20 protein-coding genes are annotated in these 23,478 nt (G+C 55.1%); 6 read left to right on the top strand and 14 right to left on the bottom strand.

Annotation, left to right across the window (positions count from 1 at the left end):
- Positions 1-68 precede the first annotated feature (68 nt).
- From TRICHSKD4_RS20985 to hmgA, 3 genes are all read right to left on the bottom strand, one after another.
- Positions 69-1,019, bottom strand: coding sequence for an MBL fold metallo-hydrolase (locus TRICHSKD4_RS20985; RefSeq protein WP_009468965.1), 951 nt, complete (start codon positions 1,017-1,019; stop codon positions 69-71).
- Between the two features lie 199 nt (positions 1,020-1,218).
- On the bottom strand, positions 1,219-2,235 hold the full coding sequence (locus tag TRICHSKD4_RS20975) for a fumarylacetoacetate hydrolase family protein (protein ID WP_009468963.1): 1,017 nt from the start codon (positions 2,233-2,235) through the stop codon (positions 1,219-1,221).
- A 37-nt stretch (positions 2,236-2,272) separates the two neighbouring features.
- Complete coding sequence (hmgA, locus tag TRICHSKD4_RS20970) at positions 2,273-3,646, bottom strand: homogentisate 1,2-dioxygenase (RefSeq protein WP_009468962.1); 1,374 nt, start codon at positions 3,644-3,646, stop codon at positions 2,273-2,275.
- 216 nt (positions 3,647-3,862) lie between these two features.
- Here hmgA and TRICHSKD4_RS20965 point away from each other — a divergent pair, with 216 nt between their 5' ends.
- Positions 3,863-4,186: a hypothetical protein gene (locus TRICHSKD4_RS20965; RefSeq protein WP_208993154.1), complete on the top strand. Its 324-nt coding sequence runs from the start codon at positions 3,863-3,865 to the stop codon at positions 4,184-4,186.
- Positions 4,187-4,631: 445 nt separating this feature from the next.
- Here TRICHSKD4_RS20965 and TRICHSKD4_RS20955 read toward each other — a convergent pair whose 3' ends face one another.
- Positions 4,632-6,104, bottom strand: a complete 1,473-nt coding sequence (locus TRICHSKD4_RS20955) for an ATP-binding protein (RefSeq protein ID WP_009468958.1) — start codon at positions 6,102-6,104, stop codon at positions 4,632-4,634.
- Positions 6,105-6,612: 508 nt separating this feature from the next.
- Between TRICHSKD4_RS20955 and TRICHSKD4_RS20945 the strand changes: the two genes are divergently transcribed.
- Complete coding sequence (locus TRICHSKD4_RS20945; RefSeq protein ID WP_009468957.1) at positions 6,613-7,368, top strand: cupin domain-containing protein; 756 nt, start codon at positions 6,613-6,615, stop codon at positions 7,366-7,368.
- On the opposite strand, the gene TRICHSKD4_RS20940 is transcribed toward TRICHSKD4_RS20945, so the two are convergent.
- From TRICHSKD4_RS20940 to TRICHSKD4_RS20930, 3 genes are all read right to left on the bottom strand, one after another.
- Positions 7,357-7,881, bottom strand: coding sequence for a DUF2867 domain-containing protein (locus TRICHSKD4_RS20940; RefSeq protein WP_009468956.1), 525 nt, complete (start codon positions 7,879-7,881; stop codon positions 7,357-7,359). The two genes, TRICHSKD4_RS20945 and TRICHSKD4_RS20940, sit on opposite strands and share 12 nt — an antisense overlap.
- A 164-nt stretch (positions 7,882-8,045) precedes the next feature.
- Positions 8,046-8,690 carry a DUF4166 domain-containing protein gene (locus TRICHSKD4_RS20935; RefSeq protein WP_009468955.1) on the bottom strand — a complete coding sequence of 215 codons (645 nt, stop codon included), beginning with the start codon at positions 8,688-8,690 and terminating at the stop codon, positions 8,046-8,048.
- A 70-nt stretch (positions 8,691-8,760) separates the two neighbouring features.
- Positions 8,761-9,321, bottom strand: a complete 561-nt coding sequence (locus TRICHSKD4_RS20930; RefSeq protein ID WP_040617450.1) for a GbsR/MarR family transcriptional regulator — start codon at positions 9,319-9,321, stop codon at positions 8,761-8,763.
- Between the two features lie 192 nt (positions 9,322-9,513).
- Here TRICHSKD4_RS20930 and TRICHSKD4_RS20925 point away from each other — a divergent pair, with 192 nt between their 5' ends.
- On the top strand, positions 9,514-10,554 hold the full coding sequence (locus tag TRICHSKD4_RS20925; RefSeq protein ID WP_009468953.1) for a proline racemase family protein: 1,041 nt from the start codon (positions 9,514-9,516) through the stop codon (positions 10,552-10,554).
- A gap of 217 nt (positions 10,555-10,771) precedes the next feature.
- On the opposite strand, the gene TRICHSKD4_RS20920 is transcribed toward TRICHSKD4_RS20925, so the two are convergent.
- Entirely contained in the window at positions 10,772-11,455 is a 684-nt protein-coding gene (locus TRICHSKD4_RS20920; RefSeq protein ID WP_040617304.1) for a L,D-transpeptidase, read from the bottom strand.
- A gap of 198 nt (positions 11,456-11,653) precedes the next feature.
- Here TRICHSKD4_RS20920 and TRICHSKD4_RS20915 point away from each other — a divergent pair, with 198 nt between their 5' ends.
- Together TRICHSKD4_RS20915 and TRICHSKD4_RS20910 are read left to right on the top strand one after the other, a co-directional pair.
- A complete protein-coding gene (locus tag TRICHSKD4_RS20915; protein ID WP_009468950.1) occupies positions 11,654-12,715 on the top strand; it encodes a dipeptidase in 1,062 nt (353 codons plus the stop codon).
- A gap of 382 nt (positions 12,716-13,097) precedes the next feature.
- Positions 13,098-13,817, top strand: a complete 720-nt coding sequence (locus TRICHSKD4_RS20910; protein WP_009468949.1) for a GntR family transcriptional regulator — start codon at positions 13,098-13,100, stop codon at positions 13,815-13,817.
- 94 nt (positions 13,818-13,911) lie between these two features.
- On the opposite strand, the gene TRICHSKD4_RS20905 is transcribed toward TRICHSKD4_RS20910, so the two are convergent.
- From TRICHSKD4_RS20905 to TRICHSKD4_RS28495, 5 genes are all read right to left on the bottom strand, one after another.
- The gene (locus tag TRICHSKD4_RS20905; RefSeq protein ID WP_009468948.1) at positions 13,912-15,531 is read right to left on the bottom strand and encodes an ABC transporter ATP-binding protein; all 1,620 of its coding nucleotides are present in this window, start codon (positions 15,529-15,531) and stop codon (positions 13,912-13,914) included.
- 11 nt (positions 15,532-15,542) lie between these two features.
- Positions 15,543-16,670 carry an ABC transporter permease subunit gene (locus TRICHSKD4_RS20900; protein WP_009468947.1) on the bottom strand — a complete coding sequence of 376 codons (1,128 nt, stop codon included), beginning with the start codon at positions 16,668-16,670 and terminating at the stop codon, positions 15,543-15,545.
- 11 nt (positions 16,671-16,681) lie between these two features.
- Positions 16,682-17,605 (bottom strand): oligopeptide ABC transporter permease OppB, encoded by a 924-nt coding sequence (gene oppB, locus TRICHSKD4_RS20895; RefSeq protein WP_009468946.1) that lies wholly within the window; start codon positions 17,603-17,605, stop codon positions 16,682-16,684.
- Between the two features lie 135 nt (positions 17,606-17,740).
- Entirely contained in the window at positions 17,741-19,327 is a 1,587-nt protein-coding gene (locus TRICHSKD4_RS20890) for a peptide ABC transporter substrate-binding protein (protein ID WP_009468945.1), read from the bottom strand.
- Positions 19,328-19,590: 263 nt separating this feature from the next.
- The gene (locus TRICHSKD4_RS28495) at positions 19,591-20,064 is read right to left on the bottom strand and encodes a BA14K family protein (protein ID WP_083782851.1); all 474 of its coding nucleotides are present in this window, start codon (positions 20,062-20,064) and stop codon (positions 19,591-19,593) included.
- A gap of 181 nt (positions 20,065-20,245) precedes the next feature.
- Here TRICHSKD4_RS28495 and TRICHSKD4_RS20880 point away from each other — a divergent pair, with 181 nt between their 5' ends.
- A complete protein-coding gene (locus tag TRICHSKD4_RS20880) occupies positions 20,246-22,063 on the top strand; it encodes an ATP-binding cassette domain-containing protein (protein ID WP_009468943.1) in 1,818 nt (605 codons plus the stop codon).
- A 712-nt stretch (positions 22,064-22,775) separates the two neighbouring features.
- Here TRICHSKD4_RS20880 and TRICHSKD4_RS20875 read toward each other — a convergent pair.
- The gene (locus TRICHSKD4_RS20875) at positions 22,776-23,477 is read right to left on the bottom strand and encodes a pseudouridine synthase (protein ID WP_009468940.1); all 702 of its coding nucleotides are present in this window, start codon (positions 23,475-23,477) and stop codon (positions 22,776-22,778) included.
- Position 23,478 lies beyond the last annotated feature (1 nt).

Here is a 23,478-nt window from a genome sequence, read left to right as displayed (position 1 = left end):
TTATCCCGCCCTTCCATGTGAACACGGCTCCCTCCAAAACCGTGTTCAATCCAGTTCCCGCGTAAGGGTCAGCCCTGCAGATCAGCCCACATTTTGGCGTCGCGCTCGGCGGTCCAGATGCGCGGCGTGTCGATGTCGAGTGCTTCGTCATAGGCGCGGGCGACGTTGAACGGCAGGCAGTGTTCGTAGATCGCGTAATCTTTGAACTTCGGATCGCACTCGGCGCGGCAGGCGTCCCACGCTTCTTTCAGTGAGCCACCGCGCAGGGCAACACGGGCAACCGGGCTGTAGGTGGATTTGACGAAATCCCTGGTGCTGTCGAGGGCTGCATTGACCATTTTCGAGCCGACAAGCGCATCCCCACGCCCCGGAGCGATGGCATCCAGATTGAAATTGCGGATCCGCTCCAGCGTGCCCGGCCAGTCGTGGAAGTGACCATCGCCGCAGTAACAGGCCGAGTGGTATTCCACGATGTCGCCTGTGAACATCACATTTTCATCCGGTACATAGGCGACGATATCACCAGCCGTGTGCGCCCGGCCCAGATGCATCAGATCAACACGGCGCTTGCCAAGATAGACGGTCATGCGGTCGGTGAAGGTCGCTGTCGGCCATGTCAGACCCGGAATGCTTTCATGCCCCTGAAAGAGACGCGGGAAGCGCTCAAATTCCGACGCCCAGTCTTCCGCACCGCGTTCTACGACCATCGAACGGGCCTTTTCGCTCATGATGATAGACTGCACACCATAGGCAGACGCTCCCAAAACCCGAACCGCGTGATAGTGGGTCAGAACGAGATGCGTGATCGGCTTGTCGGTGACGGAGCGGATCTTCTCGATCACCTTATTGGCCAGACGCGGGGTCGCCTGCGCCTCGATCACCATCACGCTGTCATCGCCAATGATGACGCCGGAATTGGGATCACCTTCAGCAGTAAACGCCCAAAGGTCGCGGCCAATCTCGGTGAACGAGATTTCCTTGTCTTCCATGTCTCCGGCAGAAGCAAATTGCTTGGCCATCAGTGTTCTCCAGTTTCTATTTGGGCAGGATGCCCGTCATGCCAGACAAGGAAGGCAAAGCCGACCGCCGATCTGGCATCCAGAAATCAGCGCGGGCATGGCCCGCACAATCAAGGTATTCGTCGCGCTTCGCGCGGCTGAAACGCTGGATTCCAGATCATCGTGCAGCCGAGCTGCACTCGTCTGGAATGACGAGTGATCAGGCGCCTTCGTATTTCGTGACTGTCTGCTCGATAGCCCCAAAAATCGAGTGACCATCCTTGTCGAGCATTTCGATGCGCACCTCGTCGCCGAACTTCAGGAACGGGGTTTTCGCTGCGCCGTCATTGATGGTTTCGATCATTCGGATTTCGGCGATACAAGAATAGCCGACGCCGCCTTCGGACACGGGCTTGCCCGGACCGTCATTCAGCTTGTTGGACACCGTTCCGGAACCGATGATGGCACCAGCGGAAAGAGGTCGGGTCTTGGCGGCATGGGCGATCAGCTGCGGGAAATCAAAGGTCATGTCGATGCCAGCTTCTGCCCGACCAAAAGCTTCACCGTTGAGATCCACCTTCATTGGCAGATGTAGCTTACCGCCATCCCACGCATCGCCAAGGCTTTGCGGGGTGACCGCAACCGGAGAGAAAGCCGAGGACGGCTTGGACTGGAAGAAGCCGAAGCCCTTGCCAAGTTCCGCCGGGATGAGACCGCGCAAGGACACGTCATTGACCAGCATGACAAGGCGGATCGCATCGCGCGCCTGCTCAAGGCTCGCGCCCATCGGCACATCGCCCACGATGACTGCAACTTCGCCTTCCATATCGATGCCATAGGCTTCATCGGCCATCTGGATCGGGTCGCGCGGGGCGAGGAATGCGTCGGAGCCGCCCTGATACATCAGCGGATCGGTCCAAAAGCTTGGCGGCATTTCCGCATTGCGGGCCTTGCGCACCAGTTCCACGTGATTGACGTAGGCCGAGCCGTCGGCCCATTGGTAGGCACGCGGCAGCGGCGACAGCGCATCATGCTCGTGGAAGCGCAGAGACGGCACAGCATCATGGCTCAGGCTTTCGGCCAGCACTTCCAGCTTCGGCGCAACAGTTTCCCAATTGTCGAGCGCGGCCTGCAGTGTCGGCGCGATGTGCATGGCTTCCGTGCAACGGGTCAGGCTGTCATTGACGATGACCAGCTTGCCATCACGCGATCCATCCTTGAGTGAGGCGAGTTTCATATAAAATCCCTTGTTTTGTCAGGCGGAGCGCCCCGTCTTATTTCTTGTCCCAGGTGCCTTCAGGGGTTCCGTCGAACTTTTTCTCCAGACTGTCCCAGCAGTCGATGTAATCATCCTGCAACGGGGCTTCCTTGGCCGCAAACTCGGTGAGGTGTTGCGGGAATCGGGTTTCGAACATGAAGGACATGGTCTGGTCCAGCTTGTTCGGCTTCAGCTCTTCTGTCGAGGCATTTTCGAAGGCATTGTTGTCCGGACCATGCGGCAGCATCATGTTGTGCAGGCTCATGCCACCGGGAACAAAACCTTGCGGCTTGGCGTCATATTGGCCGTAGATGTTGCCCATCAACTCGGACATGATGTTCTTGTGATACCAGGGCGGGCGGAAGGTATCTTCCATCACCATCCAGCGCTCACGGAACAGAACGAAGTCGATATTGGCTGTACCTGGAACGCCGCTTGGGGCGGTCAGGACCGTGAAGATTGACGGGTCCGGGTGATCGAACAGGATTGACCCGACCGGGCAATAGGTGCGCAGGTCATATTTCACCGGCGCGTAATTGCCGTGCCAAGCGACTACATCCAGCGGAGACTGCGGAATGTCGCAGGTGTGGAACTGGCCGCACCACTTGATTGTCAGTGTGCTGGCAACTTCCCGATCTTCGTACCATGCAACCGGCGTCTTGAAGTCGCGGCGGTTGGCCATGCAGTTGGCGCCAATCGGCCCCCTGCCCGGCAGCTCGAACTTCTGGCCGTAGTTCTCACAGACGAAACCGCGTGCCGGGCCATCGAGCAGCTCGACCCGGTAGACAAGGCCGCGCGGGATGATCGCGATTTCCTTTGGCTCCAGATCAATGACGCCCAGCTCTGTATAGAAGCGTAGGCGACCTTCCTGCGGCACCACCAGAATTTCGCTGTCGGCGGAGAAGAAATAGTCATCCACCATGCTCTCGGTGACGAGATAGATGTGGGTTGCCATGCCAACCTGCGTGTTCACATCGCCAGCGGTGGTCATGGTGCGCATGCCAGTCAGCCAGGTCAGCTTCTCCCCGGAATGGGGAACCGGGTCCCAGCGATACTGGCCGAGCGAGATCACATCATCGATGACGTTCGGTGCGGACTTCCAGTATGGTAGGTCAGTTTTGCGATAACGGCTGGAGTGCTTGACGGACGGACGGATACGGTAACACCAGGTCCGTTCGTTCTGATGGCTTGGCGCTGTGAAGGCCGTGCCTGAGAGCTGCTCACCATAAAGGCCGAAGGCGCATTTTTGCGGGCTGTTCATGCCCTGCGGCAGAGAGCCCGGAATGCTCTCGGTCTCGAAATCATTGCCGAAGCCGGGCATGTAATCGAGCTTTGCCAGATTTATCGGCAGGCCGCGTGTATCTTTGAGATCGGTGTTGACTTGGTCCATTGGAATATCCTCCCGGACTTGGCAGACAATGAATTAGTTACATATGTAACCATCATCATCAAAGGGGTCAAGATGGCGCTTTTGCGTTTTCGATCTTTAAGTTCATTCGAGGCCTGACCAAGTCACTGGAAGGACTCACTTCTTGTTCATATTTGCTGACTATGATAGGAACATAACAAGAACATTAAGTGATTCCAGATCGAGGGACTGATGACCATGACCGCTTTTTTCCCCCGCCCACCGGCAGAGCTTTTGCCTGAGTTTGCGCGCCTGACTGGCTACACAGGTGATCCGATTGAAGTTGATGAGCGGGATGATCTGGATCTGATGATGTTGTATCTTGAAAAGGCTCGGGCGAGAGCCATTAAAATCAGGGACAATGCCACTGCCGGAAGCTATCTGGACCGCGTTCTCCAACGCACAATTGATGGGTTGGATACAGAAGTCGCACAGCTGAAATACCTTTTGGCGGAACGAGACCTGCCGCTGCCAACACGTACCAAATTGGCATCAGAAAACCGCATGCGTCCCGCGCTTTGAAAATTAGCAACCAAAAGATTTAGGTAGAAATTATTCTATCTAAAATAGATAAGTTTAGCGATACGCGTACTTCAGCTCCAATATACGTATCCTTTAATCAGTATTCCGCTACGTCTCTAAGCAGTCTGCATGCTTGATCCACTACACTTCTCTTGGCAGAATTAACCTATCGTTTAGTTTAATTCTGCCGAAAACGAGCGGGGGTTAGTTTGATGCAGAAGGGTACGTCATGGCTTTGCTGATGTTCGCCTATTTCGGCAGCGCCGCTATACTGTTTTCTCTCAGTCTTTGGGAAATGGTAACAAACCAGCGCTTTGACCTTCGAGATTATGCTGCTTGCGCCGTCTGCTCACTTGTCGGGCCGCTTGCACTTGTCCTCGGCGCACTGTTTCTTTTCAAGATAAGAACACTTGGACACTTGTCTCGAGCACGCTAGCGCGCAAAATCAAGCAGCAGCTTCATCTCCGGGGGCCGTTTGCCACCCAAGATCACTGAGAGTGACGATCCGGTTTCCGCGCAAATCCGTCGCACAGACCAGAAACCCGCGTTCTTCCATATGACTGAGAAGCCAGCGTGCTCGCCCCGGTGAGCGCGTCCCATAGGCCGTTGCTATTTCCTGATTGCCCGGACATGGCGCTTTTGCCAGCGCGGCCTTTGCCAGAAGCAAATAGACGCCTCGCATATCATCCGGCAATTCAGCTGCAATCAACTCGGCTTGCTGCCAAGCCCCCTCGTCCACTTCTTCCTTGTCGACACCCGCACGGGCAACGGAGAGCTTTTCCCGGAACACAGCAAGATCGGGAGCCCCCCCTGCCAGTTTTGCAATCCGGCATCGCACCTGAAAGTCCTGATAGAGCGAAGCAATCGGCTGGAAGGCGGCGTCGGGTTCGGCCAAAATTTCAGAAATGATCTCTTCGATCTTGTCTTCCCTCTCGCCATAATCCAGCAGAGTATCAGCAGGCTCCACCGCATCCTGTGCTTCTTGACCCGCCACATTCAGCTGGTTCAAAACATCACCAGTTGTTGCGGGTTCTGGAATTTTAAACCGAGGCGGCGGCGCTTCTTCAGCAGATCGGCTGAAGATCAGGTCCTTGGCTTCCTCGGTCGGCTGCTCCGGCAAAGGCATCAGTTTCGGGCTACCCCCGCGCCCTGCTGTTTCAACAGCACCGATCTTGATCCCGATGGGACGCCGGGACAAAGCTGGGCCAAGCGCAATGAAATTACCGCGATCCAGATTTCTGAACTGTTCGGCCTGTCGCCGTTCCATACCCAACAGATCGGCTGCACGCGCCATGTCGATATCGAGGAATGTCCGCCCCATCAAAAAGTTGGAGGCCTCTGCAGCTACGTTTTTGGCGAGTTTTGCAAGTCGCTGGGTGGCAATAACCCCGGCAAGGCCGCGTTTCCGGCCACGGCACATCAGGTTGGTCATGGCCCCGAGAGACCGGCGGCGGGCTTCTTCCGTCACCTCACCGGCGGCGGCCGGGGCAAAAAGCTGTGCCTCATCGACAATCACCAGCATGGGATACCAGAGCTCGCGGTCAGCATCGAACAAGCCGTCCAGAAACGTGGCTGCGGCTTTCATCTGGCGGTCTGCATCAAGACCCTCCAGATTGAGTACGACGGACACCCTGTGCTGACGCACACGTCCGGCAATCATCTGCAAGTCTTTTTCGGTGCCGACGGCATCAACAACAACGTGGCCATACTTTTCGGCCAGAGACACGAAGTCCCCTTCCGGATCAATGATGGCTTGCTGAACCCATTGTGCGGATTGTTCCAAGAGGCGGCGCAGAAGGTGCGATTTGCCTGAGCCGGAATTGCCCTGAACCAGCAAGCGGGTTGCCAGAAGCTCTTCCAGGTCCATCCCGGCCTTCTGTCCACCCTTCATTTCGCCCATGTCGATGTGAACCGTCATGCGTTTTCCCGGCGCAGTCCAAGAGACCTGCCCAACTCTCCGTTTGTAGGGTCTTAGCCCTGGTTTGTGTATGTTCAGCCACTCAGCACGATTCCCGGTGCAAAGCAAAGTGGAAGACAGTGCTCCCCCCGCAATCCAACGGTCTAACCTGCTGAAATATGTTCGCGAGGTTCATTTAACGCATGAACTTCGAGCTGAAAACCACCTCACCTTGCAACTTTTTTCACTTGCCCGTTTTTTTCGGGATAGAAAAATGAAATTTAGATACAAAGAACATCTTACACCTGAAATTTTGCTTATGCTTTCAGCCCCTTATGACAATGTTTTCGCACCATCCAGAGGCTTGTGGATCGCAAATTTTCTCTACGTAAACACCTAGAGTTGCATGTTTTTCAAACACGTATTACCGAAACTTAATAAATAATTACTCCCACACACCCAAACACTGCGACACACTGATATCGTAGCTTCAAGCAATCACCTGAAGTCATCTGAAGGAGTTGTGTTGATGGAAATCAGTAAGCATCAATCGAACAAGTCGTCGAAGCGGTGCGGCAGTATTCCATTGGAGATGCACGCAGATCTTACACAGCGTGCGTTGGTCAACTCAGTGGCACAAGACTGGATCCCCTCTCCCCAGTCAGGTGTTGAAAGGTGTGTGCTTGAACGAGGCGGGAAGCATGCGACCCGGGCGACCAGCCTGGTTCGCATGGCTCCCGGCAGCACATTACCAACACGCAAAAGCAATTTGGGTGAGGAAGTTCTGGTTCTTGAAGGTGTATTCAGTTGCGAGACTGGAGACCTTTCAAGCGGAACATATGTTCGCATCCCCCAAGGATCCGATCATGCTCCGAGCAGCGCAAAAGGCGCTGTCATTATGGTGAAACTGCGCCAGATGGACCCACATGACAAAAACACTGTGCACATAAACACCCAAGACCCATCTGGGTGGCAAATCGGCAGGATTGGCGAACGCGTTCTCCCCCTGTTTGTCAGTCGCCGGGAAGCCGTGTCCATGCTGGACTGGGAACCCGGTTGCTCATTTGCCACCCAGACACTTGCTGGCGGAGCGGAGTATCTCGTTCTGGACGGTCAGTTCGAGGATGAAGACAACGTCTACAAAGCCGGAACATGGCTTCGGCTTCCTGCTGGTTCACGGCAGACCATTTCCACCAAATCCGGTGCCCGGATCTGGCGAAAGCTTGGACATCTTGCGCCTCAAACTCGCCAGATCGTGCCTGATGCCTTGTGGCTAAAGAGGTGAGACCGCGCGATCCAGAAAGGTCATGACGATCCTTTTGTGAAATGGCATGATCAGAGCAAGGTAAGCATGTCCTGCCAGATTGTGGCGACGGCAGCAGGTTGCGGCATAGACCTTTGCTCCATCTGCGTCCGAGACCCGCAGGATTGAAATGCGGAAATCCTGATGCCAGTCATTCTCACCCAGAATGATCTCGTTTTCGCTGATCGCATAGATTTTGAAAAATCCGATACGATCCCCAACCTCAAGCTCTGACACGTCCCTCTGCTCAGTGCCTCCAGTCATGTCGGCCGCAGTCTTGAGACCAAAGGGTTTGGCGATGGCATCTCGCAATCCCATGAGCTTTTCCACCCAAGGCACATCTGCTTTCAAGACACGATCCGCCAAAGCACGAATATCGCATGTCAACAGATCCGGGCGGTCATCGAGAGATGCACAAAAAACATCAAGATGGTCTTTGTCCGCGACATAGGCTTGCAAAAGACTGTCCTTGGGCAACGTGGTTGAATAAGCCATTTCATTCCTCATTCATTTGAAAACTAAAAACGGGGGGCGAAAGTGCGTGTGGTTAGATGTGCTCAAGAGGAGCACAGACCGCACTCAGGGCGTGGGCGTGGCGTCGGTGTGGGCGTGGGCGAAAGACATTCTCCCCAGCGCACACCATTTGGGAGAATTCCTGCTTAGTCCTCCTTGTCCCAGAAGATGGCATCCTGATGGAGCAGTTCGCCGAGATAGCGGCTCCTTAGATCAAGTGAGAAACGGAACTTCTTCTGGCCCAGATCTCGGTGCGTGATGGTCAACTGCCCCGGCTTCATCCATTTGGGAAACCGCATCTTCCAGCTCCCGAGGTCAATGAAATAATGGTCACTTTCAAACAGGAGTGCGCCCTGCTCCGTGCGAAGCTTTAAGGCGATGCCAATTCCGCAACCGATATACTCTTCAATGCCGGTCGGCCCGGCGAAACGTTTGGAACTGTGTATGACCTGCGGAAAGCCAGAGGCCCGGCCATACTGACGGATCCAAAACTGGCCATCCCCGGCGATATCCTGTGTGACGGAGACAACCGCCGCCTGATGCATCGACGACAAATCATGGGGCAGAGGGCCGCCGACGAGGCGAGCAAGCTGAGCAAGGGCGCGCCCGGCCAGGTTCATACGCATCGCCACAACGACACCTTGATAAACCACACTCGCGCCGGCTTTCAGTTGCTTGCCGAAGCGCTGCTGCACAGCAACGGGGAGAGAATTCCAGGCGCGAGCGCCAAGGAGCTCCCGATATCGGCTTTCTTCTTCTATTTGAACCGGAACACGGCATTCGCTTAGCATCTTCCGACCTCTACCGTTAAAACTGGAATTTCTGTACAGACAGAAATTTCTAATTAAAAATTTTTCGCACCTAGTCGTGCGTTTTGCCGCCCACTTTCAAAAGCGACAAAACCTTGTCGCCCATCTTTAACAGCATCGACAGCTTCGATTTCGGGATCTTGAGCATCTGCTCTGACCAACGGTCCGCCGAGGTGACAAACTCTTGCATGTCACGCATCCGCTGCAAGGCGACCGGGTCCAGATCCTGCTCGGTTTCGGCCTGCTGCACACACATATCAATGGCCCGAATGGCCGGCTCGATCTCCCGCTCCTTGCGGCCTTTCGTGATCCTGAGCGCCATTTCCCAAACATCAGTTTCAGCGACAAAATGCTCCCGCCGATCCCCGGCCACAGGAACGCGCTGGATCAAGCGCCAGCTCACCAATTCCTTGAGCGAATTGGAAACATTGGACCGCGCGATCCCCAGCTCCTCGGAAATTTGCTCTGCGTGCAGGGGCTTTGAGCTTAAAAACAACAGCGCGTGGATCTGTGCGACAGACCGGTTCACGCCCCACTGACCGCCCATATCCCCCCAGTGGAGGATAAATTGCTCCCGCGCTGACGCTGGTTGATTGTCACTAATTTCTGTCATGACAGAAATAAACGATAGTTTTGAAATTCTGTCAAGAGCAGAGGCCGTCAGAAGGCCTTCTCCTGAACCGAAGAAGCCAACTGCACATGCGTTCTTCCTGCGGGTCTCGCTCCCTCGCGCGGCCCTCATTGTTTTTGCAAGGTAAACCGCCCATGATCGACTAACTGACCTCTCCGTTTGAAGGAGTTCGCGATGCGGACGACAAAAACCATTCATGTTGTCTCCTGCCATGCAGAAGGAGAAGTCGGAGACGTCATAGTTGGCGGCGTCGCCCCGCCTCCCGGTGAGACTTTGTGGGACCAGCGCAACTGGATTGCAAAGGATCAAACCTTGCGCAATTTCATGCTGAACGAACCCCGAGGTGGTGTGTTCCGTCATGTAAACCTGCTTGTGCCGCCCAAACATCCGGACGCGCAAATGGGCTGGATCATCATGGAGCCGGAAGATACGCCGCCCATGTCGGGATCAAATTCGATTTGCGTGTCCACGGTGCTGCTCGATACCGGCATAATCCCCATCACGGAGCCCGTGACCGAGATGGTTCTGGAAGCGCCTGGTGGGATTATTCGGGTGCGGGCGGAGTGTCGCAATGGCAAGGCAGAACGCATCACCGTTCAGAACCTGCCCTCTTTTGTCGGTGAGCTGGGCGCTGTGATTGAGGTGCTAGGCCTGGGAAAAACCACCGTAGATACGGCCTATGGCGGAGACAGCTTCGTTGTGGTGGATGCAAACGCACTTGGCTTCAAGCTGGACGCATCAGAGGCAGGACAGCTTGCAGAGCTGGGTGTTCGCATTACCAATGCAGCCAATGAGCAACTGCAGTTTCAGCATCCTGAAAACCGAGACTGGGACCATTTCTCATTTTGCCTGTTTGCCGGTCCGCTTAAACGTGACGGCAGTCACCTGACCGCAAAATCCGCCGTTTCGATCCAACCCGGCAAGATAGACCGCTCGCCAACGGGAACTGCGACATCTGCACGAATGGCGCTTCTCCATGCCTCAGGCAAAATGAAGGTTGGCGACACGCTCACAACACGCTCCATCATCGGCTCTGAATTTCACGGTAAAATCCATTCGACCACCAAGGTTGGCGACTTACCGGCCATTATCCCTGAAATTTCCGGACGCGCGTGGATCACCGGAACGCATCAGCACATGCTTGATCCCGATGACCCTTGGCCGGAAGGCTATCGACTGACAGACACTTGGCCAAACTTTGCGAACTCGAACTAGGAATGCAGCAGAGACAACAGTCTGCCTTTGCCACGCTTCGCGTGAATGATGTCTGGATTCCAGATCGTCGCTTTACATGCGTTCAGCTGGTCTGGAATGACGTTGAATGACCGATTTTCATCATCAACAAAAATGGCGGCCATTCAGCCACCATTTTTTCGATCTGAGTTTTTAGAAGTATGGCCGAGAACAGCTCCCGCCCCGCACCGCTTTTCGCTCAGGCTTCGTTCGGGTCCTTGTCCAGCACAATAACCTTGGTGCGCAGGGGGACGCGCTCAAACAGGTCAATCACATCCTGTTGCCACATGCGGATGCAGCCCGACGACACACTCTTGCCGATGCTGTTCGGGCTGTTGGTACCGTGAATGCGGTAAAGCGTGTCGACAGAGCCCTGCCAAAGATCCATGGCGCGTGCGCCCAACGGGTTCTTTAGCCCCGGAGGAAAACCATCCACCCAGTATTTTTCCAGAGACGGCTTGCGCGCGATCATTTCACGTGGAGGGCGCCAAATCGGATGTTCGCGCTTGACCCGGATCAACGCTGTCCCGGACCAGGAAAAGGCAGAGCGCCCGACACCAATCCCGTATCTCAACGCCTTCCGGTTGGACAGCGTCCAGTAGAGGAACCGGTTATAGGGGTCGACAATGATGGTGCCCGGCTTTTCACGAGAGCGATATTCCACCACCTGACGCCAATATTTTTGATCAAAGGATTGGTAGTTGATGGCAGGCCATGTGAACTCGCCATCTTCCTTTGCCGCATAGGCGGAGGCGTAATCAAAGTCCTCGTCGGGCAAAGGTGGTTGGCCGGGAAGACCGACAGACACGCACCCGCTGACAGCAAGCCCAAGGCTTGCAACGCCCACTGCAACAAAACTGCGTCGTGAAAGTTCCTTTTCCAAGCTGCTCCCCTTAGCGTCCGGCACCGGAAAAATTCCTGAGGCAATTGCTTATCCTCTTCTCCAGACAGGTTCAAGATCCCATATCTGACGCAGCTGCCGAGCCACTATTTTGGTGCCGAGCCCAGCCCGCTTGCGTTGCTCCGGCAATACCGGTAATTGCAACGTCCTGTTTGCAAAACTCTTTTCATGAGGTGTTCTGTGCCCACCCACTCGAGTGTTTCCGACATATCCGTATTTGATGGTCACAACGACACCCTCTTGAAACTTGCAATGCTTGAAGGAACACCACGCGAGCGAAGCTTCTTTGATCGCTCCAGCGAGGGGCATATCGACTTGCCCCGAGCGCGGGAAGGCCGGTTCGCAGGAGGCTTGTTTGCAGCCTTCACCCCGTCCAATCCGGAATATGATTTTTCTACCCCGTTCAATCCCAACGATCCGCGCAATTATGCGGAAATCCCGCAGAGCCAAGCCTACGATTTTACTCTTAAACTGTTCGACTATGCGTCAAGACTGGAAGCTCAATCTGGCGGAGAGGTTCGCATTTGCCGGAGCGCAAATGAGATCCGCGATGCCATGTCCAAGGATCAACTGGCCGTTAGCCTGCATATTGAAGGGGCTGAGGCCATCGACACGGACTTTCACGCCCTTGAAGACCTCTATGGGAAGGGTCTGCGATCGCTTGGCCTTGTCTGGAGCCGGGCCAATGCCTTTGGTGATGGTGTTCCGATGGCTTTTCCTTCGTCACCGGATATTGGCCCCGGCCTGACAGATGCGGGAAAGGCCCTGGTGAAAGCCTGTAATTCTCTCGGAGTTCTGGTTGATGTGTCCCATCTCACCGAAAAAGGGTTTTGGGATGTGGTTGAGGCGAGCGAGGCTCCAATTGTAGCCAGCCACTCCAATGCTCATGCCATTTGCCCATCGGCCCGAAATTTGACCGACAAGCAGCTGGATGCCATTTGCGAAAGCGGCGGACTGGTCGGTGTCAACTTTCAGATTTCGTTCCTGCGTGAGGACGGCAGATACCAGAAACAAACACCGATTGATGTCGTTGTGCGCCATCTCGCCTATCTTGTGGAACGGCTTGGCGAAGATGGTGTGGGAATCGGGTCAGACTATGATGGTTGCAGCCCACCCCATTGCCTGCGTGATATTTCACACCTGCCGGACCTGATCAAAGGAATGGAAAATGCAGGATTTGGCGCAAAACTGATCCAAAAGATAGCCTTTGAGAACTGGTTGTCTGTATTGGATCGCACTTAAGCAATACCAATTCAAAACCCCTCACGCAATCGTGAATATACAACCCTATGTTGCTGAGTGATTCAAAATCAGCCAGAGGGTAGCCTTGGCATTACGGTAGTTTTGCCGTTCAGACTTTTGACGAGGGGGCTACAGACAGCTTGGGATCCTGCGATTATCGAGTTTCTAGTAAACTCAACCTTTAATTGCAATCACAAAAGCGAATTCGATCCCACGAAAGCTGCGGAGCGCTCACGTTCAAAGGAACAAGGTGCACAACCCCATCTGCACACAATAGAGGCCAGAAGGTCTCACTCTGGATGACCCGCCCCGCAGCACTGAAACGCAGCTGGGCGGGTTTTAGATGGGGCAAACGTCACAGTGGGCAGGGGCGGAAAAATATATGCAGCACGTGAAACCGACGCTGGAGCCATCCTGGCTTCGCACGGGCACAGGCCAGAAATCCAGAAAATCGAACACCGTTTATGAGAGCCTCAAGGCTCGAATTGTTATTGGTGAGCTCACCGAGGACAGCCCGATTACGGAACAGGCGTTGGCGCGACAGTTTGGCTGTTCCCAAAGCACTGTGCGGGAGGCCTTGCTCCGATTGCAGGAAGATGGCCTCGTTCTGCGCCACAGTTATCGTGGAACCACTGTTACAGCAGCAACGGATGAAGAAGCGATCATCATGCTGCGTCTCAGGCTCAATATCGAACTGACCGCGCTGGATGCCATTATCCGCAACATAACACCGGAAAAACTGGCAGAGCTGCGCCAGATTGCTGATCTTTATGACCAACTGCGTGCTGACCGCGACACCTATGGTGTGTCAGAGGCAGACATTGCCTTTCACATGACCCTGCATCAGGTTGCGGACATGCCCGTTGTGGAGCCCATCCTGCAGCGGGCCATGCTGCACTTGCATCGGTATTTGCTCATTCGCCACAAGGACAAAATGGTCTGGATCGGGAAAATTGAGGCGTCACACTCGGCCTTGCTGGATGCGATTGAAGCGAAAGACCGTGACCGGGCAGCGGATCTGACCTACCAGCACACCACCTCTAGCACCATTGAAGTGGACCCAAGTGTCCGACGGACAATTGTTGGCGACCTCGAGGTTTAGAGCACGGCCTTCCAACCGCTCTTCCGCTCTATGCCCCTTCCAACAAGAAAGGGCAGCTCGCGCCGCCCTCACCTAAATCGCTGTTCTCCCGGCCTCAGGCGCTTGCCTTCAGCTGGTTCTGCGTGAAGAGCGCAGCGCCGATCAGTTTCTTCGTATAAGCATCCTGCGGCGACTGGAAGATATCTTCCGTTGGACCGGCTTCGATCACCTGCCCACTTTTCATCACCATGACTGTGTCTGCAATCGCACGCACGACTGCAAGATCGTGGCTGATAAACAGATATGTCAGATCATGTGCGGTCTGCAGCTCACGCAGGAGTTCGACGATCTGTTTTTGAATGGTCCGGTCGAGCGCGGATGTCGGCTCGTCAAGAACAACCAGATCCGGCTTCAGCACCATGGTCCGGGCAATCGCAATGCGCTGACGCTGGCCACCGGAGAACTCATGCGGGTAACGGTTGCGCACGGATGGGTCGAGGGACACTTCTTCAAGCGCCTGGCAGGCTCGCTGATCCCGGTCTTTTGCGCTCAAGGACGGTTCATGCACCAAAAGCCCTTCGGAGATGATCTGGCCAACGGTCAAACGCGGGCTGAGTGACCCAAACGGGTCCTGAAACACCAACTGCATGTTCCGGCGCAGTTTCTGCATCTGCGCGCGGGACTTGCCGGTAATCAGCTCACCGTTATAGACCACGCGTCCCGTTGCCGGCAGCAGGTTCAAGATGGCTCGGCCCAAGGTCGATTTGCCGGACCCACTTTCGCCCACAACCCCAAGGGTCTGGCCTTTTTTCAGGAACAGGCTAACGTCGTTGACCGCGCGCAAGGTGTGGGCTGGTTTCAGGAACCCTGAAGCCAGAACAAACTCGACATTGACCTTCTGCACTTCAAGAAGTGACGTAGCGCTTTCAGGCACGGGAGCCTTGGAGCCAGTTGGCTCTGCGTCCAGTAGCATCCGTGTGTAGGGATGCTGCGGGTTGGTGAAGATTTCAGCCGTGTTGCCGCTTTCCACGACTTCACCGGTTTTCATCACGTAAACCCGGTCGGAAATTTGACGCACAATGCCTAGGTCATGCGTGATGAAGATCACCGCCATGCCGAGGCGCTTTTGCAGATCCGCAAGAAGGTCAAGGATTTGCGCCTGCGTGGTCACATCAAGCGCAGTCGTTGGCTCGTCGGCGATCAGAACATCTGGGTCATTAGCCAAAGCCATGGCGATCATCACGCGTTGGCGCTGTCCACCGGACATTTCATAAGGGTAAGCTTTGATTTTCCTTTCCGGCTCGGGAATGTTCACGAGCTTCAAAAGATCAAGAGCCTTAGCCTTGGCGTCCTTCCACGACAGACCGCCGTGAACAACCATTGGCTCCGCCAGCTGGCGGCCGATGGTGTAAAGCGGGTCGAGTGAGGTCATCGGCTCCTGGAAGATCATGGTGATCTTCTCGCCGCGAACCTTGTTCAGTTCGCGTATCGGCAAGCCGAGAATGTTCCGCCCGCCATACTCAACGGTGCCTTCCGTGCGTCCATTGGAAGCCAAAAGACCCATCGCGGCCACCATGGTCTGGCTTTTGCCAGATCCACTTTCGCCCACGATTGCGACAGTTTCCCCGGCCTTGACGTTGATATCAACGCCCCGCACAGCTGGAACAACGCCAGTTGGGGTATCGAAATTGACCTTGAGGTCACGGATTTCGAGGACTGTTTGTTTCGTTTCCATTATTGCCTCCCTCACCGGTCTTTCGGATCCAGCGCATCGCGCAGGCCGTCGCCGATAAAGTTCAGCGCAAACAGGGTCGATGTCAGGAAAATGGACGGGAAGATCAGCATCCAGGCGGCCCCTTGCAAATTGCGAGCGCCTTCAGAGATGAGAACACCCCAGCTGGTCATCGGCTCTTGCACACCAAGTCCCAGGAAAGACAGGAAGCTCTCCAACAAAATTACCTTTGGGACCAGAAGCGTCATGTAGACAACCACCGGACCAAGCGTGTTTGGGATGATGTGACGACGGACAATCCCGCCATCGGATACGCCCATGGCTTCGGCCGCCTGCACGTATTCCTGTCGTTTGATGGTAAGCGTCTGACCACGCACGATACGGGCCATATCGAGCCACTCCACTGCGCCGACCGCAATAAACATCAGCACGAAGTTTCGCCCAAAGAACACGACAAGCATGATGACGAAGAAGATAAAGGGCAGCGAATAGAGAATATCCACCACGCGCATCATCATCTGGTCAATCCGACCACCAAGATAGCCAGAGGTGGCACCATAAAGAACGCCGATGAAGATCGCCACAGCTGTGGCAAGCAGACCAATGGTCAAGGACACCCGACCCGCAATGAAGGTTCGGGTCATCATGTCCCGGCCGTTGGCATCGGTTCCAAAATAGAAATGCAGATAGTTGATATCCGCCTGCAGGGTTGCCGATTTCTTGTCTTCCGACATATCCAGCAACTGCGCGTTTTTGAATATGTCGCTTCGGTCAAAATAGCGCGTGGATTTGGGGTTGATGGCCCGGCGTGAACTTACCTTGACAACAACCACATCGCCGTTGCGTTCATAGCTATCAATGTTGAAACGCGCCCGCTGAGCCAGTTTTTCAAACGCCGGCTGCACCTGTTCTGCACGAGGATAAGCCTCAAGGCTTGCCGGGACTCTCACGTAATCGCGGTAAACCGTGTCGAACTCATGCGGAGACAGCATGGGACCGACAACGGACAAAAAGGTGATAACGGCCAGCACAATCATGCTGCCGACAGCCGCCTTGTTGGCGAGCAGTCGGTCGCGGGCATCATCCCAAAGGGACCGTCCGCGCTCCGGCGCTGTGCCGATTTCTTGAGTAATATCTGACATGTTTTGATCCCTCAGTCGTAGCGCACGCGCGGATCAAGCAGCGCATAAAGCAGATCCACGACCAGGTTGAAGATGATGACGAAACAGGCAACGACGACGACTGTACCCATAACGAGGGTGTAGTCGCGGTTAAGTGCGCCTTGCACAAAATAGCGGCCAATGCCTGGAATGCCGAAAATGGTCTCGATGACCACCGAGCCGGTCAAAAGCGCCGCAGCTGCCGGTCCAAGGTAGGAAACAACCGGCAGGATAGCCCCGCGCAGGGCATGAACGACAACTACCAAATAACTGGTGAGGCCGTAAGCGCGCGCGGTGCGCACATGGTTGGACCGCAAGGCCTCAATCATGGACCCACGGGTCAGGCGAGCTACAACAGCGACTTGCGGCAGGGCCAAAGTGACTACCGGCAAGATCTTGTTCAAGAAGGCACCATCGCCCCAACCACCGACCGGTAGCCATCCGAGCCAAACGCCCAAAAGCAGGGTCAGAATGGGGGCGATCACGAAGTTCGGGATGGTCACGCCGAGGGTCGCCGCTGCCATGATGGAATAATCAGCAGGCTTGTTTTGACGCAGAGCAGCCGCCACACCAAGCGCGCCGCCAACAACCAGAGCCAGCGCCAGCGCACTCAGACCCAACTGTATGGAAATCGGTAGACTGCGGGCAAACAGCTCGTTGATGGAAAAATCACGAAAGTAAAAGCTCGGACCAAAATCCAGCTGCGCAATGCTGGAGAGGTACAAAAGGTATTGCTCCCACAACGACTTATCGAGGTGATAAATCTTGTTGAGGTTCTCCATCACTTTCGCTTCCAGAGGACGTTCCAGATCGAACGGACCACCCGGAGCAATGCGGATGAGGAAAAAGGAGATCGTGACAATCAAAAAGATGGTCGGGATTGCAGCAAACAATCGACCGAGCACGTAGCGGGTCATGGGAACAGCCCCTATTTGGTTTAACGGTGGTCTTGTGCGTCATCACTCGGCCAATTGGCCGATGTTTTATTGCCACCTTGCAAGCACGTGCAGCGCATGGGACCCCATGCGCTGCAGCACTCGTGGTTGGAGTTTTTACTCGGAGATGCTCATCCAACGGGTCGGGTGAATATCCTGCAGGTTATCTTCGTAACCAGCGACCTTGTTGGATACGAGGTTCATGGAACCGTAGTACATCAGCGGGATGAACGGCAGGTCGCGCATGAACAGCTCTTCAGCCTGTTTCAGGATGGCTGCACGTTTTTCCAGATCACCGGTTTTTGCTGCTTCATCCATCAAAGCATCATATTCCGGGTTTTCGTAACGTGCGTAGTTGAAGCCCGTGTTGTCGCTTTCAACCATGAACAGGAAGTTTTGCGGATCGGAATAGTCGCCAATCCAGCCAGCGCGCGCTACGTCAAAGTCCTGACGGTCACGAAGCATGGCATAGTGCGTTTTCAGGTCTGTGTTGACCATGGAGACTTCAACACCGAGCGGCTTCCACATGTCTGCAATCGCAACTGCAGTGTTCTTGTGGTTTTCAGAGGTGTTGTAGTTCAGCGTCAGCTTGATCGGGTTGTCAGGACCGTAACCAGCCTTTTCCAGAAGCTCGAGCGCTTTGTCTTCGCGGTCGATCTGGTCCATGTCCTTGTAGGACGCAAATGCTGGCTCACCGTAGTTACCAATTCCTGGCGGAACGAAGGAGTATCCGGCAACCATCGTGTCGCCCCAGATGTCTTCAGCCAGGAACTCACGGTCGATGGACATGGACAATGCCTGACGGACGTCCGGATTGCTCAGGGCTTCATCTTCGTGGTTCAGCGCGTAATAGTATGTGCCCAGATATGGGGCAACACGGAACTGATTGCCCAGGTTTTCCTTCATGAAGGCAACCTGCTCAACCGGAGCATCGTTGTTGGTGTGAAGTTCGCCTGCCTGGAAACGGCGTAGAGCTGCACCACGGTCTTCTGTCGGGTAGAAGAAGACAGTGTCGATCTGAACGTTGTCGGCATCATGGAAATGCGGGTTCTTGGTCGCCTTCACATGCGCGTTCGGTACGAACTCAACTAGAGTGTAGGCACCATTGGTCACGATGTTTTCTGGCTTCACGAAATCTGTGCCATGAGCCTCAACCGATGCCGGATGAACAGGCAGACCGGTTTGGTGGGCCAAAAGGTCAACGAAGAACGGTGTCGCAGCTTCGAGTGTGATTTCCAAAATCTTTTCGTCAACAGCCTTTACACCCAGGTCTTCCGGCTTGGCATTGCCCTTGTTGACAGCTTCTGCGTTTTTGATCGGATAAAGAATGTTCGCGTATTTGGCGCCCGTTTCTGGCGTCATGATACGCTGCAGGGAATAAACAAAATCGCCAGCAACAACCGGGTCGCCGTTGGACCACTTTGCATTGTCGCGAAGGTTGAAGGTGTAAACGGTTCCGTCTTCAGAAGCGGTCCAGCTTTCGGCAACACCTGGAATAATCGTTCCAGCAGAGCTGTAGCTTACAAGGCCCTCATAAAGGTCGCGGAGGATGTTGCCCTCTGTGACAGTTGACGTCTTATGCTGATCCAGAGTTTCAGGATCGCCAGAGTTCCCCCGGTGAATAACGACTTCCGCCATCGCGGTGAGTGATGTCGCAGCCATAAGGGCCGCTGCAAGCGCAGTTGTGCGCAGAGACTTAATCATAATGTCTCCCCTCTTTGTTGTTTGCCTATCAGAAAAGATAGGCGTGCAAGATTCCACGGCCTTCCAGCGCAATCAAGCAGAGAGTTAAGCTTTTGTTTCAATTTATGCAGGTTCTGATAATGATACCGTTACGGCACCATCTGGAATCGGAAATATTTTTCCTCAAGAATTAAAATCAGGAATTCTGATCCATTTATTTCATCAGTGAAAGCAACCCACATTCACCTCATGATTGCAAGCAGATCAATTTCCGGTTTATCGACCTAGCGGCAGTATCGACGCTTGCCGCTATAAGCGAGGTAGGTGCCGCTTCGGGCATCGAATGATTTGAACTTCCGAGCACAATACGCAATCCACTGCGGCGTAAACGGAACCAGCCCGTTCTTGGCCAATGGAATTCGGCTCGGTGCGCGATAAACACGGCGTGGCGCAAGTGGACGCGGATAGTAGGCCCGAGGATGCGATCTATAAATCCGGCGCTGGTAATAGGGCCGATAAGAGCGCGGCCGGTAATAGGACCGACCGATATAGATCGACGCAGACGAACGGCGGCCATGATAGCCGTAACCAAAACCGGAGCCGACATAGACCCCGCCGCCAATGACCAAATCCTGCGCCACGGCGCGGGGTGACCCCACTGCGGTCAGAAAAGCGGCACACATGGCCAGCACAGCCACAAGCCGGGTGCAACCAGTTGAACAACGAATAAGCGGTTTCGTGCAGAAAAGCCGGGGCATACCGATCCCCTTGTTCTCTTGTCATGATGGGCGCACCTGCGCCCTAGTCCCGCCGAGGTTAAGTGTAGCGTGAAAATTCGCAGCCGTCGCGGGTGGGGACAAATAAATTTCCTTGCAATTGATCTGCCAATCGTTTTCCTGACGCCCTCAAGCTCGAACATCGGAATTGACTGACATTTTCATGGCTCCACCTCTTCTGCACCTGCGCGATATCAAACTGACTTTTGGCGGCACCCCACTCCTCACAGGAGCGGAACTGGCAGTCTCAGAGGGCGAACGTCTGTGTCTGGTGGGACGAAACGGGTCCGGGAAATCGACGCTTTTGAAGATAGCTGCCGGCATGGTGGAAGCTGATAGCGGCGAGCGGTTCTTTCAGCCGGGCCGCACCTTGCGCTATCTGCCGCAGGAGCCGGACCTTTCAGCCTATGCCATGACGCTCGATTATGTGAACGAGGGCCTCACAGCAGGCGATGATCCCTATCGCGGGCAATATCTGCTGGATGTTCTTGGCCTCTCCGGCACGGAAGACCCAAAGGCCCTTTCAGGTGGCGAAGCACGACGAGCGGCGCTTGCCCGCACATTGGCTCCCGAACCGGATATCCTGCTGCTGGACGAGCCCACCAACCACCTTGATCTGCCTGCAATTGAATGGCTGGAAACAGAACTCAAGAGCTTGAAGTCCGCCATCGTCCTGATTTCGCACGACCGGCGGTTTCTGGAAAACCTTTCTCGCGCCACAGTTTGGATCGATCGCGGAGAATCGCGCCGCCTCGACAAGGGGTTTGGTCATTTTGAAGCCTGGCGGGATGAGGTGTTTGAGCAGGAAGAAATTGACCAGCAAAAGCTTGCGCAAAAGATTAAGCGCGAAGAGCACTGGATGACCTATGGGGTCACTGCCCGGCGCAAGCGCAACATGCGCCGTGTGCGCGAGCTGGCAGACCTGCGCAAGCAAAAGAAGGAGCACCGCGGCCCGCAAGGCACGGCCACCTTAAAGGCGACAGAGGCGGAAGCCTCCGGCAAGCTGGTGATCGAAGCCAAGACCATTGCCAAGAGCTTCGGCGAGCGCGCCATCGTCAAGGACTTCTCCACCCGCATTCAGCGCGGGGATCGTATCGGGCTGGTCGGCGCGAACGGTGCAGGCAAAACCACGCTCTTGAAAATGCTGACCGGTGAGCTCGAGCCAGACAGTGGCTCTGTTCGACTTGGCACCAATCTGGAAATGGTGACGCTGGACCAAAAGCGCGAACGGCTTGACCCGAACGACACGCTTTCCTCTGTTTTGACCGGCGGGCGCGGCGATACGGTGGTCATCGGCGACGAAACCAAGCACGTCATCGGCTATATGAAGGATTTTCTATTTTCACCGGAGCAAGCCCGTACGCCTGTTGGCGTATTGTCCGGCGGCGAGCGGGCGCGGGTCATGCTTGCCCGTGCGCTTGCCAACTCGTCCAACTTGATGGTGCTCGACGAGCCGACCAACGATCTCGATCTGGAAACGCTGGACCTCTTGCAGGAACTTCTGGCCGACTATCAGGGAACAGCGCTGATCGTCTCGCACGACCGTGACTTTCTCGACCGCGTGGCGACCTCTGTCATCGTCTCTGAAGGCGATGGCGACTGGCAGGATTATGCAGGCGGCTATTCAGACATGCTGGCCCAGCGCGGCGAAGGCGTCACCGCCCGAAAAGCAGAGAAAGCAGCGTCTCCCAAGAAGGCGAAATCAACGCCATCAGAAGCCGCTTCTTCTCCCAAGCAAAAGAAATCCAAACTCAGCTTCACCCAGCAGCACCTCCTCAAAACCCTGCCCGATCAAATCGAGGCTCTTGAAGCAAAGCTTGAGAAGCTTCAGGCCGAGATGAACGACCCAAACCTTTACGCGAAGAACCCTGACAAGTTTGCCAAGCTCTCCGCGCAAATAACTGACGTAACGGAACAAAAGGGCGCTCTCGAAGAGCAATGGCTGGAGCTTGAAATGCTGAATGAAGAGATGAATGGGTGAGGCGCGCCCCTCTGTTCCAAATGACCCCGAGCGGTTTGAACTTCTCTGATATGGGCTGCGTGGAACGTAGCGGCGGGTTTATCGAATACATCTCTATCCACACCCTCGGTCATCATCCCGCACTTGATGCGGGGTCCATTCCGTTTCCTCTCAACTTGCTCTGAGGGCTGATCCATCGCGGAATGGATTGCAGGATCAAGTCCTGCAATGACAGCGGTGTCGGATTGCCGCTCCTGCGCAGGCAGGAGCCTATCGAGCCGTCGGAGACAATGTGAGATCTCTGCCTTCGCAGGGATGGCGTTCTGTATTGCTGCGTATTCAGTTCGTCATGCCATGACTTGATCATGGCATCCATTCCGTTCCCTCGCCACTTGTTCTGAGGACTGCCCCATCTCGGGATGGGTTGCAGGGTCAAGCCCTGCAATGACGAGGGGTAGGTTGTTCCTACCTCCCACTCCTCGGTGGTCATCCCCGCCTCCGAGCGGGGATCCAATATGCCCGCCAGCTGAGCACAAATAGTCCCGAAAGCACTTCGAAGGTGCAGCACCCACCCTGCCCCTTCCCGCACTTTCGAGTTTCAATGGATCCCCGATCAAGTCGGGGATGACATCCATGGCAAGGCTGCCGCTCCTGCGCAGGCAGGAGCCTATACAACGGTCGGAGACAATGTGAGATCCCTGCCTTCGCAGGGATGGCGTTCTGCGGCGACCGCCTAGCCTTCAAAAATTCTTGCCTTGTCTGCTTCATCCAACATGCGCCATTGGCCATCTTCGAGACAACCAAGTGACAGGCCACCGATTTGGGTGCGGGAGAGGTTTGTGACGTGGTTGCCGGTGGCGGCGAACATGCGACGGACCTGATGGTAGCGGCCTTCGTGCAAGATGACGCGGGCATGGGTGTCGTCAAGAACCTCCAACATGGCTGGTTTGAGTGGCTTATCTTCGCTTTCCAGCATCATCTCGCCGGAGGCGAACAGCGCGGTCTCATTGCCCTTCATGGGGCGGTCGAGCGTGACCTCATAAACCTTACCAACATTGGCTTTTGGCGAAATGACCTTGTGCAGGAAAGTGCCATCATCTGTGAAAAGCAGGAGGCCGGAGGTTTCTTTGTCGAGGCGGCCGATTGTTGACAGCACCGGTTTGCGCATCCTGTAACGGTCCGGCAACAAGTCATAGACCAACTTGCCCTGATCATTGGTGGAACAGGTGTAGCCAAGCGGCTTGTTCATCGCCAACACCATGCCCGGCGCGGGGTCCAGCGGCTCGTCGTCAAACAGGATATCTTCGTGCGGCGTCTGACTGGTGGCTTTCAGCGTGTTGCCATCACGGTCGGTCACCCAGCCGTTTTTGATGGCTGTTTGAATTTCCTTGCGGCTACCGTAGCCCAAATTGGCGATCAGTTTGACGAGGCGCATC

This window comes from Roseibium sp. TrichSKD4, assembly GCF_000148725.1.
Classification (GTDB): domain Bacteria; phylum Pseudomonadota; class Alphaproteobacteria; order Rhizobiales; family Stappiaceae; genus Roseibium.
Note: the sequence above shows the minus strand (reverse complement) of the source record. Positions and strands in the feature narration are given on the sequence as shown.

Bases quoted from the DNA above. Each gene is read 5' to 3' on its own strand.
- TRICHSKD4_RS20985 (WP_009468965.1), bottom strand. From the start codon at position 1,019: ATGGCCAAGCAATTTGCTTCTGCCGGAGACATGGAAGACAAGGAAATC.
- TRICHSKD4_RS20975 (WP_009468963.1), bottom strand. From the start codon at position 2,235: ATGAAACTCGCCTCACTCAAGGATGGATCGCGTGATGGCAAGCTGGTC.
- hmgA (WP_009468962.1), bottom strand. From the start codon at position 3,646: ATGGACCAAGTCAACACCGATCTCAAAGATACACGCGGCCTGCCGATA.
- TRICHSKD4_RS20965 (WP_208993154.1), top strand. From the start codon at position 3,863: ATGACCGCTTTTTTCCCCCGCCCACCGGCAGAGCTTTTGCCTGAGTTT.
- TRICHSKD4_RS20955 (WP_009468958.1), bottom strand. From the start codon at position 6,104: ATGACGGTTCACATCGACATGGGCGAAATGAAGGGTGGACAGAAGGCC.
- TRICHSKD4_RS20945 (WP_009468957.1), top strand. From the start codon at position 6,613: ATGGAAATCAGTAAGCATCAATCGAACAAGTCGTCGAAGCGGTGCGGC.
- TRICHSKD4_RS20940 (WP_009468956.1), bottom strand. From the start codon at position 7,881: ATGGCTTATTCAACCACGTTGCCCAAGGACAGTCTTTTGCAAGCCTAT.
- TRICHSKD4_RS20935 (WP_009468955.1), bottom strand. From the start codon at position 8,690: ATGCTAAGCGAATGCCGTGTTCCGGTTCAAATAGAAGAAGAAAGCCGA.
- TRICHSKD4_RS20930 (WP_040617450.1), bottom strand. From the start codon at position 9,321: ATGACAGAAATTAGTGACAATCAACCAGCGTCAGCGCGGGAGCAATTT.
- TRICHSKD4_RS20925 (WP_009468953.1), top strand. From the start codon at position 9,514: ATGCGGACGACAAAAACCATTCATGTTGTCTCCTGCCATGCAGAAGGA.
- TRICHSKD4_RS20910 (WP_009468949.1), top strand. From the start codon at position 13,098: ATGCAGCACGTGAAACCGACGCTGGAGCCATCCTGGCTTCGCACGGGC.
- TRICHSKD4_RS20905 (WP_009468948.1), bottom strand. From the start codon at position 15,531: ATGGAAACGAAACAAACAGTCCTCGAAATCCGTGACCTCAAGGTCAAT.
- TRICHSKD4_RS20900 (WP_009468947.1), bottom strand. From the start codon at position 16,670: ATGTCAGATATTACTCAAGAAATCGGCACAGCGCCGGAGCGCGGACGG.
- oppB (WP_009468946.1), bottom strand. From the start codon at position 17,605: ATGACCCGCTACGTGCTCGGTCGATTGTTTGCTGCAATCCCGACCATC.
- TRICHSKD4_RS20890 (WP_009468945.1), bottom strand. From the start codon at position 19,327: ATGATTAAGTCTCTGCGCACAACTGCGCTTGCAGCGGCCCTTATGGCT.
- TRICHSKD4_RS28495 (WP_083782851.1), bottom strand. From the start codon at position 20,064: ATGCCCCGGCTTTTCTGCACGAAACCGCTTATTCGTTGTTCAACTGGT.
- TRICHSKD4_RS20880 (WP_009468943.1), top strand. From the start codon at position 20,246: ATGGCTCCACCTCTTCTGCACCTGCGCGATATCAAACTGACTTTTGGC.
- TRICHSKD4_RS20875 (WP_009468940.1), bottom strand. From the start codon at position 23,477: ATGCGCCTCGTCAAACTGATCGCCAATTTGGGCTACGGTAGCCGCAAG.